The sequence below is a fragment of the Paenibacillus tengchongensis genome (assembly GCF_008973665.1).
Classification (GTDB): Bacteria; Bacillota; Bacilli; order Paenibacillales; family Paenibacillaceae; genus Paenibacillus_AQ; species Paenibacillus_AQ tengchongensis.
In genome coordinates, this window is the sequence record NZ_WACP01000002.1 from 450142 (window position 1) to 469142 (window position 19001).

Here is a 19001-nt window from a genome sequence, read left to right on the forward strand (position 1 = left end):
TGCCTGATTCTACGTCAACAAGGCAAGGCAACCTTTATCATATGGTGAGCCGGCGGGGTTGCGAAAGGCTATATTTAACAGAATTGTGACGGTTTGCGGCAATGGTCAAAGAATGCTCACCGAAAGCGCTTTATTTTTCCGATATAATGGGAGTGCGGAAAGAATGATGGATTCACCGCTCACTTTTGCGAAGAGAACAGCTATGAGGCCGGATATGCGCGACTGCACTCTGCAGGAATATAACGCCCGGTCAATTCAATAGGGAGGATTTGCAAAATGACCATATCAACTGTCCCACCGCTTGTCGTGCCGGAAACGTTCAACCGTTGGCTGGAAAGTCGGGGACTAATATATCAGCTGCTGGTTGATTTCTACGGAAGAAAGCCGACGCTTTCGCTGGTCGCCCAGTGGAGCCGCAATCCGCAGATGAGTGTCGCGGCGGAGATGACGGAAGGCGGACGCGAGCTGAAGCGGTATCTGTGCAGCCAGGAGCCTGCGATGCTGCCGGGGATTTGCGAGAAAGAGAGTCAGGAGTACACAAGGCTGATGAGCCAGCGTTCATCCAGTGCCTTCGTCACCCGGGAAGCGGCGCAGCTTGGCAGGGAGGAAGCGTTCTGCAACGTGCTGTCCGATGTGTATGCATCGGCAGGGGTAGTCTTTAAGAAATGCCGCGGCGAAGCCGATGACCATATTGCGATTGAGCTGGAATTCATGGCTGTACTGCATGAACGGATGCTGTACAACAGCTTCTCGGCGCGCAGCGCCCTGCAGCTGCTGGAGATTCAGGAGAAGTTCCTGGAGGAGCATCTGCTGAAGTGGACGCCGCAGTTCTGCGAACGCCTGAATGCGGCTACCGAAAGCCCGCTGTATCTTGGACTCAGCCGTATGCTGGAGGAGTTCCTGCCGTACGACCTGAAGATGCTGCGCGAGTTCAAGGGAGCGCTGGAGAGCGGCGCGGCAGCGATAGTGTAAGCGGAAGGGCAAGCGGTGGGTTCTTTAAGCGGACAGTAATGAGCTGGAGGTAAGGGTTACTGCAAGTACTGAAATCTTGAAAGAGCCGTTCTCACTCAACTGCATGAACGATTCTTATATCTCGTCAATTGATATTCCCATGGAAAAGGGGGTGTTCCAAGCAGCCATTGCCCGGCGCTTGGAACACCCCCTTTGGTGTACCTGTTGCTTATTCTACCGTCTTGTTCTTGCGGAACTTCATCAGGAACTCATACACAATCGGCACAACGACCAGCGTCAGCAGGGTGGAGCTGACCAGACCGCCGATTACGGTAACGCCGAGGCCCTTGGAGATGATACCCGCACTGTTCTCCAGGCCGGTAACCAGCGGCAGCAGCGCGCCGATGGTGGCGAGGGCCGTCATCAGGATCGGACGAAGACGGGTTGCTCCGGCTTCCAGCAGCGCCTGCCGGGTCGGCATGCCTTCGTTCTCCTTGTGAATGACCCGGTCGATCAGCACGATCGCATTGGTGACGACGATACCGATCAGCATCAGGGCGCCCATCAGCGCCGAGACGTTCAGCGTCTCGCCGGCCAGGAGCAGCGCGACAAGTGCACCGATTACTGTGAACGGCAGCGAGAACAGGATGGCAAACGGGGCAAGACCGCCGCCAAAGGTTACGACGAGTACGAAGTATACGATGGCGACGGCAGCCGCCATGGCTACTCCGAGCTGGCCGAAGGTTTCATTGATTTGCTCTGTCACCCCGCCGAAGGAGACAGTGACGCCTTCCGGCAGGTCCATGGCATCGATTTTTTCTTTTACCTGGTTGGAGGCGCTGTTCACGTCGCTGGCAGTAATATCTGCGGTCACATCAACGGTCATCTTGCCGTCGATCCGGGTAATGGTATCCGGCGAAGAGCCCTTCTCGATGCTGGCCACCTGACCGATCGGCACGGTGATGCCCAGCGGGGACGTCAGCGTGGCGGCCTCCATTTCTGCAATGCTGCTGTACGTTTCGGTGTCGGCTTCAATATAGACGTTGTAATTCTTGCCGTCCACGTCAACCTCTGTGAGCACCGGACGGGTGGTCACCGGAGCCAGCTTCATCGCAATTTGTCCGGCGGTCAGGCCCAGTGAGCTGAGCTTTGCCTGATCGGCAACGATGGTGTACTGCTCGTAAGACTCGGAGAGGCTGGTGTCGGCATCCTTGAAGTTCTCGGTGTCTTCGTTGACAATCGCCAGAATATCGTCAGCTACCGGTTTGATCTGCTCCAGCGTGTCTCCGAAGACATTGACGGTCAGCGTGCTGCCGCCGAGGCCGCCCCCGGCCAGGCCGGACATATCGCCCCATTCGCCGGTAGGCACTTCCTTGGTCAGGCCTTCGATCAGATTTTCTTTGACGGTCTCAAAATCAGGCGTATCGCTCTCATAGGTCAGGTAGAACAGGCCGGAGTTGCCGGACCCCATTCCCATGATGCCGCCTCCGCCGATGGAGTATTGCAGCTGCTCCAGATGCTCCTGGCCCAGAATGTACTGCTCGGCTTTGAGCGCTTGCTCCTGAACCTCTTCCTTCGTCTGGCCGGCCTGCGGCGAGAAGGTCATGATAATGTTCTTCTCTTCCTGCTCCGGCATGAAGCTGACGCCGATCGGCTTGATCAGGAACAGGCTGCCCACGAGCAGGAGAACTGCGGCGCCGAAGGTAATCAGCTTATGGTCCAGCGTCCAGCTCAGAATGCGCTGGTATCCGCCGGCCAGCTTGCCCGGTTTGTCTTCGTGGGTCTGCTTGCCCTTCTTGAGTCCATTGCGGAAGAGCGAGTGCGCCAGCGCCGGCACAAGCGTAATGGCGACGACGAGGGACGCCAGCAGGGCGAAGACCATCGTCAGCGCAAACGGCAGGAACAGCTCGCCGACCATCCCGCTGACAAAGGCCAGCGGCAGGAAGACGGCGATGGTGACGATCGTCGACGACATGATCGGCACGAACATCTCGCGCGTAGCGGCGCTGATCAGCTCGCGTCCGCGCAGCTGCTCGCCGGAAAGGGACAGCCGGCGGTAGATGTTCTCGATGACGACGATGGAGTCGTCGACTACACGGCCGATCGCGACGGTCATGGCGCCGAGGGTCATCATATTGAGCGTGATGTCCATCTGCTTCAGCAGCAGCACGGCGATGAGCAGTGACAGCGGAATGGAGATAATCGAGATAATAGTCGAGCGGATATTCCGCAGGAACAGCAGAATGATCAGCACGGCGAACAAAGCGCCGAAGACGGCCTTGGACAGCATGGTGCTGACAGAGTCTTCAATCGGCTTACCCTGGTCGAGCATGACATCGATATTTGCGGAAGGGTACAGCTCCTTCAGTTCCTTGACGGCATCTTTGACGCCGTTAACCACTTCAACCGTATTGGCGTCGTTGTCCTTGATGATCTGAATGCCGATGGATTCCTTGCCGTTGGTGCGCGAGATGGACTCCGAGGTGCCGATGACTTCAATGTCGGCAATGTCACCCAGCTTCACGGTCGGCAGCCCGGCAGCGGCCATAGCCTCTGCGCCGGCAACGCCCGCAGCACCAGTATCTGCAGCACCTGCCGTACCGGCACCCGCAGCGCCAGCCCCGGCAGTCGCCCCGGCGGCACCGGCAGCACCAGCACCCGCAGTGCCAGCACCAGCTCCAGCAGCGCCCGCAGCACCGGCACCCGCAGCGCCTGCTGCTCCGGCGCCGGAAGGAACGACCGGAATGCTCAGATTCTTCAGGTCTTCAACCGTGGTCACGTTGCCGTCCACGACTACGGCCTTCTGCGCATCTTCCAGCTGGAACAGGCCGAGCGGAACGCGCAGGGAGTTAGCCTGAACGAGTGTCTTGACGGTATCTTCGCTCAGTCCGTATTGATTCATTTTCTCCGGGTTAAACTTCAGAGATACTTCATTGACATACTGGCCGGAAATCTGCACCGAGGCTACGCCTTCAACATCCTCCAGCTCAGGGCGGATGTCATTCTCGGCGATGCGCGTGAGCTCCTCCAGATCCTCGCTGCCGTCCGCCGTTAAGCTGAGCGAGATGACCGGCAGGGAGCTCAGACTGAAGCGGGAAAGCGAAGGCTTCTGCGCGTCGTCGGGAAGATCCACCTCATTGAGGGCCTCCCGGACAGCCGCGGTGGCGTTGTCCAGATTAGTGCCGTAATCGAATTCGATGGTAAGGCTTGAGGCGTTCTCCAGCGACATCGACGTGACGGTCTTGACGCCGTCGACATTGCGCAGCGTCTGCTCCATCGGCTTGCTGATGTCGTTGACGACGCCCTCCGGCGCGGCACCCGGATATACGGTGGTGACGCTAAGATAAGGAATGCTGATATTAGGCAGTGTCTCCTGCTTCATGTTCAGCCCGCTGTATAAGCCTGCGAATACGATAATGACCGTAAGCAGCCAGATTGCGAACTTGTTCTTCAGTGAGAAATTAATCAGGCTTTTCATAAGTACGTTTCTTCTCCTCTCTGGCCGTATGTATGGGCCACCAGCTTAGATGCAGAGCTTTAGTCACTGCTATCCGAATTATTCTCTCTTGGCTGTCTCCGCTTTCTAGCGGAAATAACAGGCCTGCTGCAAGTAAGGCGAAATCAGCCGTTCCAATTCCGCCAGCTCCTTCTGCAGGAGCGGAACCTCCCGGAGATTCAGAAGCATTCCTTTGATAATGGCTTTGCGGGGGTGGGGCATCAGCATTTCATTCTCCATGACGTCCAGGGACTCCAGAGCTTCCTCGTCATGGTCCGGCTCGGCTTCCGCCGTGCCAAGCAGCGTCTTCATCGCCTTGATCAGCTGCAGCGGGCTTTGCTGTGCGTTGCTCTCGTGATTCAGCAGCCAGGATTCCATCATCACTGCCGAGAACAGCGGCTCCGGGCGCCGGGCTGTCAAGCCGGAGACGACGATGTCCAGCATATCCATCAGGTAGTCGGCCAGGCGGGGAATCGAGATCGGCGTTTCCTGCTGGAACAGGGCCATGACACTGGCGTGAAGCATCCCCCACGCCAGCAGCCCGACATCGCCCGTATAGGCCAGCGCTTCCTTGCCGTAGATTTCCTCAAGCTTGCTCCGGAACAGGCCCAGCAGCGGTCCGTTGCTCTTGCGCAGCCAATCCGGCGCCTGCGTGACGCCCTGACCCAGATAATCCTGGATCTGGCGCTGCAGAAATTCGCGCAGCTCATAGACATGGACCAGCAGAATCTCAATCTGGTTGCGCAGCTTCTCGCGCGGACTTCTGCGGATGGCCTGCTCTTCGCGCTCAAGGGGCTCGCGGATCATGCGGAAGCAGTATATATAAATGCTGTTCTCCAGCTCTTCCTTGGATTTGAACACCAGATACAGGCTGCCCTTGGATATTCCGCAGAGCTCGGCAATCTCCTGCATGGAGGTGGAGGATGAGCCTTTGACAGCGAATAGCTGCATGGCGGTCTTGATAATTTGCTCTTTCCGGTCATGGGTTTTGTCGGCAACGATGGGAACCACTCCTTATTCTGACCAATAAGTTCTTGAAATGACTAAATGGTCAGAAAAGATTATAATACAGCCGGGCGCCCAATACAAATACGGGGCGGAGCAGTCTTGGTTACAGGCTGCAGCGCTTAATTTTGCCGGGGAACCAGTAGGAAGAAACGGATTTCTCATGTAATATATAATTGTGTCTTTTCAGTGATGAACGGTAGAAAGAGAAGGTAGGTTATCTATGAGAAGAGGGCTGCAGGCTTTAGTCATTATCGCGGCATTAATTGCCTTTTATTATTTCGGTTTCGGCATATTCGGCAGCACCGTCGCCACGATCATCAGTATTTTCTCCACGCTGACAGTAATCTCCATCGGACTCGGGATATTTATGGAGAACCGGAACCCTTCGACCACCATTTCCTGGATTCTGCTGCTGGCGCTGATTCCCGTGCTCGGCCTGATTTTTTACTTCCTGTTCGGACAGAACGTATTCAAGAAACGCAAGTATGACAAAAAGGCGGAGCGAGATCTCCAGGCCTATGAACGGATCGAGAGCGATGCTCTGCGGATGCATCAGGACTGGTCGGTCTTTACCCCTGAGCAGCGGAAGCTGCTGGGCTTGTCCCAGAAGCTTGCCCGTTCCCCGATCTCCTTCAGCTCGGAGACGCGGATTCTCACCAACGGGGAAGAGACCTTCGGCACGCTGCTGCTGGAGCTGCGGCGCGCCCAGCATCATATCCACATGGAATATTACATATTCCGGGCCGATCATATCGGTACGCGGATTCAGCAGATTCTGATCGAGAAAGCGCGGGCGGGGGTCAAGGTCAGATTCATGTATGACGCGGTGGGCAGCATGCAGCTGGCCAATTCTTTCCTGAAGGAGATGAGCGATGCCGGTGTACAGGTTGCCGCCTACGGCAATTCGACATCCTTTTTCTCCAGCCGGGTTAACTACCGCAATCACCGCAAGATTGTCGTCATCGACAGCGATGTCGGCTTTATGGGCGGTCTCAATGTCGGGGACGAGTACTTAAGCCGCAGCAAAACTTACGGCTTCTGGCGCGACACCCATATGCTGCTGCGGGGCGAAGCGGTGCGGACGCTGCAGATTATTTTCCTGCAGGACTGGATGCACACGACTGGCGAGAAGATTCTGGAGCAGGACTATCTCTCCCCGCAGCTGCGGTTTACGACCGGGGACGGCGCGGTGCAGATCATCGCGAGCGGACCGGACAACGAGCGGCGGGCGCTGAAGAATATCTTCTTCTCCATGATTACCTCCGCCCAGAAATCGGTCTGGATCGCCAGCCCTTATTTTATTCCCGATGAGGATATCCTGACGGCGATCCGCGCAGCAGCGATGTCCGGGCTTGATGTAAGGCTGCTCTTCCCGGCCAAGCCGGATAAATGGATTCCGTTCCTGGCGTCCCATTCCTATTTTCCGTCGCTGCTGGAGGCGGGTGTGAAGATCTATGAGTACGAGAAGGGCTTCATCCACTCCAAGCTGCTGATTACAGACGGCGAAGTCGCCACCATCGGCACGGCCAACATGGACATGCGCAGCTTCCACCTGAACTTTGAAGTCAATGCGCTGCTGCTGCAGACGGAGAGCGTCGCCCGGATCGTGGCGGATTTTGAACGGGACCTGCTGTCGACCCGGGTCATTGAGCATGAGAATTTCATGAACAAAAAATTCCTCGAGCGTCTGCTGGAATCGGCCGCCCGCCTGATGTCTCCGCTGCTGTAGCATGCGGGTTCCCCCCCGGTACATACGCCTTATGCCCGTATGCACCGATCGGCAAGTGTATAAATCCATCTACCGGAAAGAGGTATCCAGAAATGATCAGAGCGACCGAAGACCAGGAGTTCTATGAATTGACCAGCCCGACCCTGCTGCCGAAGGCCTCGGGGTTTCTATGGAACGAGAAGATGATGATCCACATGAATTGCCGCGGCTATGCCGTGGCGCAGTTTATGCAGCCGGAGCCGGCCAAATATTCACATGCCCCGAACCTGGAGGCCAAGACCTTCATGCAGCCCGAGCAGCCCTACTATGCCCATCATCCGGGGCGGTTCGTGTTCGTGAAGGACGAGGAGAGCGGGGAAATCTTCTCCGCGCCGTATGAACCGGTACGGGTGCCTGCCGACAGCTATACGTTCGCAGCCGGCAAGAGCAGCATTCACTGGAAGGTAGAGTGTCACGGCGTTCGTGTTGAGATGAGTCTCCGGCTGACGAAGGATGAGCCGATGGAATTGTGGCGCGTCAAAGTCACGAACCTTTCATCCGCAGCCCGCCGTTTAAGCGTCTATCCGTATTTTACAGTGGGGTACATGTCCTGGATGAACCAGTCCGGCGAGTACAACGCCGATTTACAGGCTATTATCTGTTCCTCCATCACTCCATACCAGAAATATAAGGATTATTACACGATCAAGAACTTTGCTGATAAGACATATCTGCTTGCTGAGCGTAAACCGGCTGCCTGGGAGGTCAACCACGAAGCGTTTGAGGGTGAAGGCGGAATTATGCGGCCCTCTGCACTGGCAAGCGAGGAGCTGGCCGGAGGAGATGCACGTTATGAGACACCGGTCTGCGCGCTGCAATACCGGGTAAGGCTGGCGCCAGGCGAGGCGGAGGATTACCGCTTTATCTTCGGACCGGCCCATGATGAGCAGGAAATCGAGGCTATCCGCAGCCGCATGTTCGGGCCTTCCGGTACGGAGGGTGCCGATGGATTCGCCCTGGCGGAGACGGAATATGACGCTTATGTCCGGGAGGGCAGGGGCTGCATTGAGATCGCCACGCCCGATCCCGGCCTGGATAACTTCGTCAACCACTGGCTCCCGCGCCAGATGTACTATCACGGCCAGACCAACCGTCTGAGCACCGATCCCCAGACCCGCAATTACCTGCAGGACAACATGGGGATGAGCTATATCAAGCCGCAGACGGCAAGGAATTCCTTCCTGGTTGCCCTGGCGCAGCAGAAGGCCAGCGGCGCGATGCCGGACGGGATCATTCTGCACCCGGATGCCGAGCTGAAATATATCAATCAGGTGCCGCATACCGATCACTGCGTATGGCTTCCGGTATGCCTGAGCACTTACCTGGATGAGACGGGAGATTATGCACTGCTTGATGAGAAGGTTCCGTTCGCGGACGACGAACGGGAGGCTTCGGTATACGAGCACATCGACCTGGCGATGCGCTGGCTGATCGGCGACCGGGATGAGCGCGGCCTCAATTATATCAACCAGGGCGACTGGTGCGATCCGATGAATATGGTCGGCTACAAGGGCAAGGGCGTCTCCGGGTGGCTGACGATTGCTACGGCCTATGCCTTCAAGGTATGGGCGGACATCTGCCAAGCCAGCGGACGGGAGAGTGCCGCGCGTGAGTACCGCCTGGAGGCGGAACGGACCAACGAAGCCGCCAACGTCCATTTCTGGGACGGCGAATGGTATGCGCGCGGTATTACAGACGACAATGTCCGGTTCGGTATCCGTACGGATACGGAAGGACGGATCTTCGTTAACCCGCAGGGCTGGTCGCTGCTTAGCGGCGCAGCGGATGCGGAGAAGCAGGCGAAGCTGATCCGTGCTGTGGAAGAACAGCTCGAGTCGCCTTACGGCGTGGAGAAGCTGGCCCCCTCCTTCACCGCGATGCGCGAGGATGTCGGACGGGTAACGCAAAAGCATCCCGGCTCCGCCGAGAACGGAGCGGTGTATAATCATGCGGCAGCGTTCTATATCTATGCCCTGTATGCGGTGGGAGAGGCGGATAATGCCTACCGCCTGCTGCGCAAGATGCTGCCCGGCCCGTCCATGGAAGATATCGTCCAGCGCGGCCAGCTGCCGGTCTTCATCCCGAACTATTACCGCGGCGCCTACCGGCAATTCCCGCGGACGGCAGGGCGTTCCAGCCACCTGTTCAATACGGGCACGGTTCCCTGGGTATACCGCTGCCTGATCGACGGGCTGTTCGGAGTCCAGGGGACGGCCGAAGGCATCCGTATTCAGCCGCAGCTTCCCTCCGGATGGAATGAAGCCAGACTTAAGCGGGAGTTCCGGGGTGCTGTGCTGCAGATCGAAATCCGCCGCGAACCGGGAGCCACGGAAACGGAAGTATATGTGGACGGAGCGCTGGCCCCGGACGGCCTGATCCGCGATGTGCGGCCCAAGGCCGAATACCGGGTTCAGGTGGTCATTCCCGCCGCCCGTAAAGAAATCCTTTGACAATCCCCAGTACATCACTTATATTTTAAATAACAATTAAATGATCTTCCTAAAGGGGAGTAGCTTTTACAACAAAGTCGTCAATTCGGAGGCGTCAATCTTCCGGCTTTGTTGGCGGCGCGCAGCGTTGTTAGCCAGACCTTTACCTGTTAACGGTAAGGGTCTTCATATCCATAAGACCTTTGCCATTAACCGGCAGAGGTCTTTTTTGTTTAATATGACGCGTAGAGGGGGATGCGGTTCTTGGTCTGAAACAGAAGGGTATAAGACAGATGAGTGGTTCACTTGTCTAAAGGGTACAATACCTCAAACCAATCACTTAAAGGAGAGCTGCATTTCATATGGATATTTCGATTCTACTCGAATACGGATGGGTACTTTTATTATTAATCGTATTGGAAGGCTTGCTTGCAGCGGACAACGCGCTGGTGCTGGCGATTATGGTTAAGCATCTTCCCGACGAGGAACGCAAAAAGGCCTTGTTCTACGGTCTGGCGGGTGCATTTGTATTCCGGCTTGCTTCCCTGTTCATCATCTCGTTCCTGGTGGATGTATGGCAGATTCAGGCGATCGGAGCGCTGTACCTGCTGTTCATCGCCCTTAACCACATTTTACGGAAGATTATCTTTAAACCGAAAGTGGAGAAGGAAAAGAAAGACAAGAAGGTCTCCGGCTTCTGGGGCACTGTACTGAAGGTTGAGCTGGCGGATATCGCCTTCGCCGTTGACTCCATTCTCGCGGCGGTTGCTCTGGCGATGTCTCTTCCGAACACTACGCTGCCTTCGATCGGCGGTATGGACGGCGGGAAATTTATCGTAGTCTTCCTGGGCGGATTTATCGGACTGATCATTATGCGTTTTGCGGCGAACCTCTTCGTGAAGCTGCTGAAGGAAAGACCGGGCCTCGAAATTGCCGCCTTCGCCATTGTAGGCTGGGTCGGCGTCAAGCTGGCCGTGCTTACACTGGGTCATGAGGACGTGGGTGTTATCTCGCACGACTTCGCGCATTCCACGCTCTGGAAGCTGATCTTCTACAGTGTGCTGATCATTATCGGTGCCGTGGGCTGGTTCACATCCAAGGATAAAAGCGGTAAAACCGAAGTACAGCACTAAAAGCATTGGAACTAACCAAAACTAATTTATAACTGGAGGGTACTAAAGTGGGCATAGAAATCATGGTGCTGTTCGTTCTGATTCTGGTGAATGCATTTTTCGCCGCTTCCGAAATGGCACTGGTCTCGCTCAACGATAACAAAATCAAGCATATGGCCGGGGAAGGCCACAAGAAGGCGCGGCAGGTGCAGACCCTGCTGGAACAGCCCGGCAACTTCCTGGCTACCATTCAGATCGGCATCACGCTCGCCGGGTTTCTGGCGAGTGCCTTTGCGGCCGACAGCTTCGCGGGAAGACTGGCGGACACGCTGTACGGTTGGGGGGTGCCTCTGGATCTGGATCTGCTGGAGACGATTTCGACGATTGTTATCACTTTAGTGCTTTCCTATTTCACGCTGGTGCTGGGTGAGCTTGTTCCTAAACGGCTGGCCTTGCAGAAGGCGGAAGCGATTGCCTTCTTTGCGGTTTCCCCCTTAATAATGCTGTCTAAGATTACGAAGCCTTTCGTCAAGCTGCTTAACGGATCCACCAACGTGCTGGTCCGCCTCTTCGGGGTTGACCCGAACAAGGAAGAGGAGAATGTGACGGAGGAAGAAATCCGGATGATGGTGGATGTCGGCAAAGAGAAGGGGACCATTCAGGAGCTGGAGAAGGAACTGATCAACAATATCTTTATGTTCGACAACAAAATCGTGTCCGATATTATGACGCACCGGACACGCATTGCCGCCCTGCAGGCGGATGCCACGCTGCGTGAGACCGTGCAGCTGATCAATACCGAGCAGTACACGCGTTATCCGGTATATGAAGACCATATCGACCAGATTATCGGCGTCCTGCATATCAAGGACCTGATCCGCTTCATCGAGCAGGGCGACAGGGCGGAATTCAGCCTGCGCAGCCTGATCCGCGAGCCGTTCTATGCGATGTCCACGCTGCGGACGGACCAGCTGTTCCAGGAAATGCAGAAGAATAAGGTTCACCTGGCCATTACGATCGACGAGTATGGCGGAACCGACGGCATTGTCACCATCGAGGACGTGATTGAAGAGATTCTCGGCAATATCTACGACGAGCATGATGAGCCTGAAACGTATGCCGAAGTCGAGCAAGTCGGTGAGAGCCATTTTGTTATGGCCGGTACGCTGCCGCTGGATGATGTGCAGCGGATTCTGAGAACGACCCTGCCCGTCGGCGATTATGATACGCTAAGCGGATTTATCATTGGACAGCTCGGGTATATCCCGGACAACGGGGAGCAGCCGTCGCTTACGTACGGCCAGGTCCTGTTTACAGCCCATGAGGTCCTCGACCGGCGTATCGTGCGGGTAAAGGTAACCGTTCTGTCCGAAGAAGAAGTTATTGCCGAGCCATAAGCTAGAATGTTGTGAGCCCGAGCAGGGTCTGCAGCCGGAACAGCATATATTTCAGCCGGGTGATATCACCCTGGTATTCCTCAAGGGGCAGAGTATACTCTGCTCCTTCGTTGTTCCACAGCATACTGAAGTAGTCCTCCAGTTCCAGAAACAGCGGCTCGCCCCGCGGTACAGCTACCCAAAGGTTATTCTCCAGATTATAGTCATCCAGATTGCGCTTGGTGAAATTGGTGGACCCGCCAAGCACGATGGAGCTGCCGGAGGCTTTGGCGAGATACAGCAGCTTGGTGTGATACTGCTCTATGCCGGTGTTATACCAGCGGATGGCAATGCTGCCGCCCGAACGTTTAGTTAAGTCCATAGCCACCGGACGGTTCGGAATGCCGATCTTGTCCCGCCCGAAGGCGTTCTGGTTCGGATCGAGCAGCAGGCGGATCTCCGCACCGCGGGCCGATGCCTCCACCAGGGCATCCAGGATGCCGTCGTCCGCCAGATAGAACATCCCCATCCACAGCACATCCCCGTGCTCTGCCGAAGCAATGGCTTCCAGGGCATATTTGTATACCTTTCCTTCGGTCAAATAACGGACCTCGAGCGGACCGGCGGACGCCTGCTGCGGCTGCGGGGCGAATACCGGCTCGCGGCTGAGCAGCGGACCCGCACCGGAGAGGTCCGCTGCCGCCTGCTCGGTGCGCAGGATTTCGGCAAGGATCGGCCCCTGCACTTCCAGGGCAATGTTGGAGTGGTAGGCGCTGGCGTCATGGACGTTGCCCGAAGATACCAGTGCGGTCTTCTCGCTGAGGACCAGCTTGCGGTGATTGGCCTTTACGTTCAGCAGCTTCAGATATGAACGGGCGGTGATATCCGGTCCGTTGCTCGCCATCAGGTTGGGAATCCAGCCGCGGCCCTCCTGGCCGAACCACTGGATAAAGGTGCGCCAGACGGCGGAATAGGCCGGTGTGGAATCACGCAGCGGATCGACGTCGGTCAGGATGACCCGGATGCCGGCTGCTTTCATCTCCTCCAGCAGAGGATTGGGGGCGGAGCCGTAATTGGTATTGACTTCATCGGTAATGAATACGATCTCCATTTCAGGATAGGCTGCCTGCTGGGCGAGCAGCTTGTCCGTCAGCATGCGGCTGACTTTGGGGAAGCTCTGATCCTGATGGGTATAGTCGTTGAACAGGAACAAGTCGACAATCAGAAATTGGCGGGCGTCCTCAATGATTCGCAGCATCCGCGGCAGAATCTGTTCTTCTCTGCGGCCCTGTTCGCTGCCGTCCGGAACCGTCAGATCGTACCAGAAGTCCAGCTTATTTGTCTGGTATGCCGCACTTTCATAAGAAAGGCCCGGAGGCAGCGGTTTATGGGTCTGATAGACCATGACACCGGCGAGCCAGCCGGCAAGGAGCAGCAGAGCGAGCAGGATGGGGGTGCGGCGGCGCCGTTTTTTGCTATGTATATAAGGCTTGGAAGCCCGGGAGCGATGGAATTTCATCTATGTTCCTCCAGTCAGTGTAGGGGAATCTGGGCTCAAAGGATTAGTATGTCCCTCTGCGGTATTGTAACAACCTATTAACACCTGCGGGGGAGGTTTGAAGCAGCGGCCGGCGGCAGTGATTCGATCAGAGGATGACATTTACACTCAAGCGAATGTATAATGAATGTAAATGATTTGTATAAGCTTTAAGCTAAGAGGTTATACAAATGCTGAGAGCGGAAACGGGAAAGCGAGTGAATGCAAGACATGTACTCCATTAAACAGGTTGCGGAAATGCTGGATATTCCGTCTGTTACACTGCGAGCCTGGGAAACACGCTACCAGGCCGTTACGCCGGAGCGGACCGAGTCGGGCTACAGATTGTACAGCCAGGAGAACATCGACGATTTACGCTGGCTCAAGGAGCAAACCGAGACCCATGGGATGAGTATTTCCCAGGCTGTGCGGATGCTGAAGGAGAGCAAACGGAAGTCGCTGGAGGACAAGGTGACCGCAGCAAGCGGTACTCCGGGAGATGCTTTTGACAAAATGAAGGAACAGATTTACAGCGCCCTTCATGAATTCCAGGGCGAGCGGGCCAACGGGCTGATCGATTTCGGATTCTCGCTTTACGGCTACGAGGCCATGTTCCATCAGGTGCTGGTTCCCATTCTGGTCAAGGTGGGCGATGCCTGGGAGGAAGGTACGGCGACAGTGGCACAGGAGCATTATATGACGCATATGATCTCTAACCGGTTCTATCAGTTCTTCCATGTGTTTCCGGTGTATGCCCATCTGCCGAAGGTGCTTGCCTTCTGTCCGGAAGGCGAGCATCACCAGGTGGGCCTGCTGTTATTCTCGCTGTTCCTGCGCAAGAGCGGAGTCGAAGTCATCTATCTGGGGGCGAATACGCCGGAAGAGGGCGTTATGGCCATGCTGGACAAGCAGAGCCGGATTGGTGCGGTCTGTATTTCGCTGACGGACAAAGAATTGCTGCCTTATAGCGAGGATCTGCTGGCCCGCCTGAAACAGAAGGCCCCCGGCATCAAGCTCATCGCCGGCGGCAAAGCCTATGAGGCTGACCCGCCGCAGCCCAGCGTTGCCGATGAGGTGCTGGGAGGGTCTACAGAGCGTTGGCAGTCCTGGTTTGAGCAGACTTTTGCCAAGTTTGGCAACAAACGTTAAAGGTAAGCCGGAGCAAACCCTTTTTACCGCAGCAATGCGGTGAGAAGGGTTTTTTGCTGTGCCACCGGGGCCCATTAAAATTGATAGAGCTGTGCCGTCGCTGCTCTTTAAGACTGCAGAGTTTACTTCCGCCGCCAAAGATTGTATGATGTTTGTATTAACTATGTATATATATTGTATAATGTTTGTACATTGACGGACGTTGACTTGAATAACGCAAGGAGGAGAACCAAGTTGGTGGGAAGAGAAGCAGCGAAGGTAGCCGTTGTCGGAGCGGGTCCGGGAGGTCTGGCCGCTGCCATGCTGTTGGCGGCTCAAGGCTACGATGTGGAGGTCTATGAGAAGCAGGATGCAGTCGGCGGCCGTTCGGGGCTGCTTGAGCTGGGAGACTACCGGTTCGACCGGGGAGCGACCTTTTTGATGATGCCGCATCTGCTGGAGGAGCTGTTTGCCTCCGCCGGGCGTTCGGTGCATGACTATGTTTTCATGAATAAGCTGGACCCGCTCTACTCGCTGCATTTCGGCGATACGGTATTCTCGCCCTCCACCGACCAGGAGGCAACGGCAGAAGCGATCGAACGGCTCTTTCCCGGTAATGCGGCGGGCTACCGCCGGTTCATGAAGGAGGAGGAAGAGAAGTTTGCCCGGGTCATGCCGCTGCTGCAGCGCCCTTTTGAACGGCTGGGCGATTATGCCAAGAGGGATGTGCTGCATGCCCTGCCCAAGCTGCACGCGACGGATACGGTGTATAACCGGCTGGCTAAATATTTTGACGACGAGCGGCTGCGGTTTGCGTTTACGTTTCAGGCCAAGTACCTGGGGATGTCGCCGTGGGAGTGCCCCGGTACGTTCACGATTCTTTCCTTCCTGGAGCACCGCTATGGCCTGTATCATCCGACAGGCGGAATCAACCGCGTGCTGTCGGCGATGGGCGAGGTTATCGCGGAGCATGGGGGCGTGATTCATACCTCCTGCGGCGTGAAGCGGGTGCTAGTCAGCGGCGGAAGAGCGGCAGGGCTGCTGCTGGACAACGGCGAGAAGGTGGAGGCCGACTATGTGGTCATCGGGGCCGATTTCGGCTCCGCCATGACACAGCTGTTCGAACCCGGCGTGCTGAAACGCTATACTCCGGCGAAGCTGTCCCGGAAGCGGTATTCCTGCTCGACGGCCATGCTGTATCTTGGCGTGGACGGCCCGCTGAACCTCACGCACCATTCGGTGCATTTCTCCGGGGATTACCGGCGCAACGTGGAGGAGATTACAAAGCTCGGCCGGCTGTCCGCCGATCCGTCCATCTACGTTCACAACCCGTCGGCCGTCGACCCGACGCTTGCGCCTTCAGGCAAGTCATCGCTGTATGTGCTGATGCCGGTTCCCAATCTGCAGGCGGAGATTGACTGGGAACGGGACGGGTACGGGGTTCAGGAGTCGATGCTGGAGCGGCTCCAGCAGATTCCGGAGCTGTCGGGGCTGGCGCACAGGGTAGAGGAAAGCCGGTTCTTCTCCCCGCTGGACTGGCAGAACGGACTGAATGTATACAATGGAGCCACTTTTAATCTGGCGCATAACCTCGGACAGATGATGTACCTCCGTCCGCATAATACCTTCTCCGAGGTGGAGGGCGTGTGGCTGGTGGGCGGAGGAACGCATCCGGGCAGCGGCCTGCCGACGATCTTTGAATCGGCCAAGATCAGCGCAGGCCTGCTGCAGAGGCATGATCTGGCCCGGCGCGGCAGGGTGAATGTCTCCCGCACCGCCCGGGCAGGGGTGCCGCTGTGAAGCGGGCAGCCATTGTCGGCGGCGGCATCGGCGGCCTGACGGCGGCGCTGCTGCTCAGTAAACGCGGGGTTCATGTTACGTTGTATGAACGGGCGGCCAAAGTCGGCGGGCGGGTAGCATTTGAAGAAGAAGGACCCTACCGGATCGATCAGGGTCCGACGATTGTGCTCCTGCCGGAAATGCTCACCGGAATTCTCGCGGAGGGGGGCCTGCCTCCGGAAGGCCTGGAGCTGCTGCGCTGCGATCCGCTCTGCAGGATACATTTCCGGAGCGGCCGTACGCTCAGTAAGCTCGGCGGGCTTGCCGAGCAGGCTGCCGAAATTGAGCGCCTCTATCCCGGAGAAGGCGGAGCGTTCCTCCGGTTCATGGAGAATATGTCCCGGCTGTACCCGCTGGGCCGGTCCGCCTTCCTGGAGCAGGGATATCTGCGGCGCAGTGAGTTCTTCCGACCGGCCAATCTGGCTCTGCTGACCCGCCTGCGGGTCTACCGCAGCCTGCGTTCGGCGGTCGGACAATATTTCCGCAGCGAGGAGCTGATCGACGCCTTCTCGCTGCAGAGTCTGTATATCGGCGGCGCTCCCTTCCGCACACCGGGCATTTATACGATGCTCCCTTATGCCGAGAATGCCTTCGGCATCTGGATGCTGAAGGGCGGGTACGGCCGGCTGCCGGAGATCATATCCCGTGAGCTTATGGACAGAGGAGTCGATATCAGGACCTGTACCGAGGTCGAATCGCTGATCATCGAAGGAAGCCGCTGCCGCGGCCTTGTGGCGGACGGTGTGGAGCATCGCTATGATGCGGTTCTCTACAACGGCGATTTTCCGCATCTGGAGGGGCTGCTGCCGCCAGGGCTGCTGACAGGCCGCGGCAAGCCGGAGCCATCCGGGGGCAAGTCCAGCGTTCGCATCCGTAGAGGCAAGTTCCAGCCTTCCTCCGGATGCCTGCTGATCTATGCGGCGGCAGCCAAGCGCTGGAGCGATACGGCGGTGCATCAGTTCTTCCTGCCGGACAGCCTGAACATGAATCTCCGCGAATTGTTCGAAGAAGAGCGGCTGTCTATGGATCCTTCCTATTATGTATTTAATCCGGCTGCGCTGGATGAGACGGCAGCCCCGCCCGGGGAAAGCGTGCTCTATTTCCTGATCCCCGTTCCGGCGGACCCGGAGCGGGACTGGGAGAGCATCGCCGGACTGCTGGCTGACAAGGTGCTGGCGGATGCCGAGCAGCGGGGCTTTCCCGGCCTGCGCGCAAGCCTGCGCTGGCGGAAGCTCCGCACGCCGGCCGACGCGCAGCGGGAGGGCCTGTACGGCGGCGGCAGCTTCGGGCTGGCGCCGGTGCTGAGCCAATCCGGCGTGTTCCGTCCTCAGCCGAAGCCTTACCCGCTGGGGGGGCTGTATGCGGCAGGAGCATCCGTCCATCCCGGAGGCGGCGTGCCGATTGTAATGCAGGGCGCCCGGCTGGCGGTTCATGAAATGATGAAGGAGATGAATAACAATGGATAAGCAGAGCTTACAGCAATGCGAGGAACTGATGAAGCGGGCGTCCTCATCGTTTTACCGGGCGTTCAGTGTTCTGCCCAGCCCGCGCCGCGAAGCGGTGCATGTCATTTACGCCTTCTGCCGGATGATCGATGACAGCGTGGATGAACCGCAGCATTCGCCCTACACCATTCATGAGCTGCGCAAGTTATTCGGCGATTTGGATACAGCGGATGGCCATTTCATCTGGCCGGCGCTGCGCTGGCTGTTCAGCAGCTTCCCGCAGCTCGGGCGTGAGCCGTTCCTGCTGCAGATGGAGGGCCAGTTGCGCGATCTGACCTTTACCCACTATGAAACGATGGATCAGCTTGAACAATACTGTTACCTGGTGGCAGGCACCGTGGGTGAGATGCTGCTGCCTGTATTGCGGGAGGATACGGACGGTGAAGCACAGTCCGCCGGCATTGCCCTCGGGATCGGGATGCAGCTGGTCAACATTATCCGCGATGTCGGCGAGGATCTGGAGCGGGGGAGAAGATATCTGCCGATGGAGCTGATGGTCAAGCATGGATACAGCCAAAAGGAGCTGGAGCGGCATGAGGTCAACGAAGGCTTTATCCAAACCATCGAGGATTTGGCGCGGCAGGCGCGCGGATGGTTTGACAAGGGGCTTGCCAATCTGGACAGCTACCCGCCGGACAGTGCGATTGCCGTAGAATTGGCTGTGCATTTCTACGCCGCGATTATCGAAGCTGCGGCTTCGGCAGGCTATAACGTCTTTAAGCGGCGTGTCTATGTTAGCGACCGGGCCAAGCTGCAAATGCTCCGGAAGACGGTAGCGCGATACCGCGAGCTGCGCCTGAATGCAGCCATACTGTAAGCACTCTTGCCAAGGCCATGGAACATGGCTCAGCG

The 19001-nt window shown here is 57.1% G+C and carries 12 protein-coding genes; 9 read left to right on the forward strand and 3 right to left on the reverse strand.

From position 1 onward, the window contains the following. Window positions 1-276: 276 nt before the first annotated feature. Entirely contained in the window at window positions 277-972 is a 696-nt protein-coding gene (locus F1381_RS04850) for a TorD/DmsD family molecular chaperone (protein WP_151733690.1), read from the forward strand. 208 nt (window positions 973-1180) lie between these two features. Here F1381_RS04850 and F1381_RS04855 read toward each other — a convergent pair whose 3' ends face one another. Beyond that, window positions 1181-4429: an efflux RND transporter permease subunit gene (locus F1381_RS04855; RefSeq protein ID WP_151733691.1), complete on the reverse strand. Its 3249-nt coding sequence runs from the start codon at window positions 4427-4429 to the stop codon at window positions 1181-1183. Between the two features lie 105 nt (window positions 4430-4534). Continuing rightward, window positions 4535-5458, reverse strand: coding sequence for a TetR/AcrR family transcriptional regulator (locus F1381_RS04860; protein ID WP_151733692.1), 924 nt, complete (start codon window positions 5456-5458; stop codon window positions 4535-4537). 217 nt (window positions 5459-5675) lie between these two features. On the opposite strand from F1381_RS04860, the gene cls reads away from it, so the two are divergent. From cls to F1381_RS04880, 4 genes are all read left to right on the forward strand, one after another. Beyond that, window positions 5676-7184 (forward strand): cardiolipin synthase, encoded by a 1509-nt coding sequence (gene cls / locus F1381_RS04865; protein ID WP_151733693.1) that lies wholly within the window; start codon window positions 5676-5678, stop codon window positions 7182-7184. 92 nt (window positions 7185-7276) lie between these two features. After that, complete coding sequence (locus F1381_RS04870; protein ID WP_151733694.1) at window positions 7277-9673, forward strand: GH36-type glycosyl hydrolase domain-containing protein; 2397 nt, start codon at window positions 7277-7279, stop codon at window positions 9671-9673. A gap of 341 nt (window positions 9674-10014) precedes the next feature. Then, window positions 10015-10785 (forward strand): TerC family protein, encoded by a 771-nt coding sequence (locus tag F1381_RS04875; protein ID WP_151733695.1) that lies wholly within the window; start codon window positions 10015-10017, stop codon window positions 10783-10785. A gap of 47 nt (window positions 10786-10832) precedes the next feature. Further along, a complete protein-coding gene (locus tag F1381_RS04880; RefSeq protein ID WP_151733696.1) occupies window positions 10833-12161 on the forward strand; it encodes a hemolysin family protein in 1329 nt (442 codons plus the stop codon). Between the two features lies 1 nt (window position 12162). Here the strand turns inward: F1381_RS04880 and F1381_RS04885 are convergent, their stop codons facing one another. Further along, on the reverse strand, window positions 12163-13659 hold the full coding sequence (locus tag F1381_RS04885) for a phospholipase D family protein (RefSeq protein ID WP_151733697.1): 1497 nt from the start codon (window positions 13657-13659) through the stop codon (window positions 12163-12165). A gap of 249 nt (window positions 13660-13908) precedes the next feature. Here F1381_RS04885 and F1381_RS04890 point away from each other — a divergent pair, with 249 nt between their 5' ends. The 4 genes from F1381_RS04890 (at window position 13909) to F1381_RS04905 (ending at window position 18966) form a co-directional block, all read left to right on the forward strand. Continuing rightward, complete coding sequence (locus F1381_RS04890; protein WP_151733865.1) at window positions 13909-14826, forward strand: MerR family transcriptional regulator; 918 nt, start codon at window positions 13909-13911, stop codon at window positions 14824-14826. A gap of 237 nt (window positions 14827-15063) precedes the next feature. Beyond that, entirely contained in the window at window positions 15064-16605 is a 1542-nt protein-coding gene (locus F1381_RS04895; protein WP_246187909.1) for a phytoene desaturase family protein, read from the forward strand. Beyond that, complete coding sequence (locus F1381_RS04900; RefSeq protein WP_151733699.1) at window positions 16602-18110, forward strand: phytoene desaturase family protein; 1509 nt, start codon at window positions 16602-16604, stop codon at window positions 18108-18110. Before F1381_RS04895 ends, F1381_RS04900 begins: the two co-directional genes overlap by 4 nt. Next, complete coding sequence (locus F1381_RS04905; protein WP_151733700.1) at window positions 18103-18966, forward strand: phytoene/squalene synthase family protein; 864 nt, start codon at window positions 18103-18105, stop codon at window positions 18964-18966. The genes F1381_RS04900 and F1381_RS04905 overlap by 8 nt, the downstream gene beginning before the upstream one ends. Window positions 18967-19001: the final 35 nt, after the last annotated feature.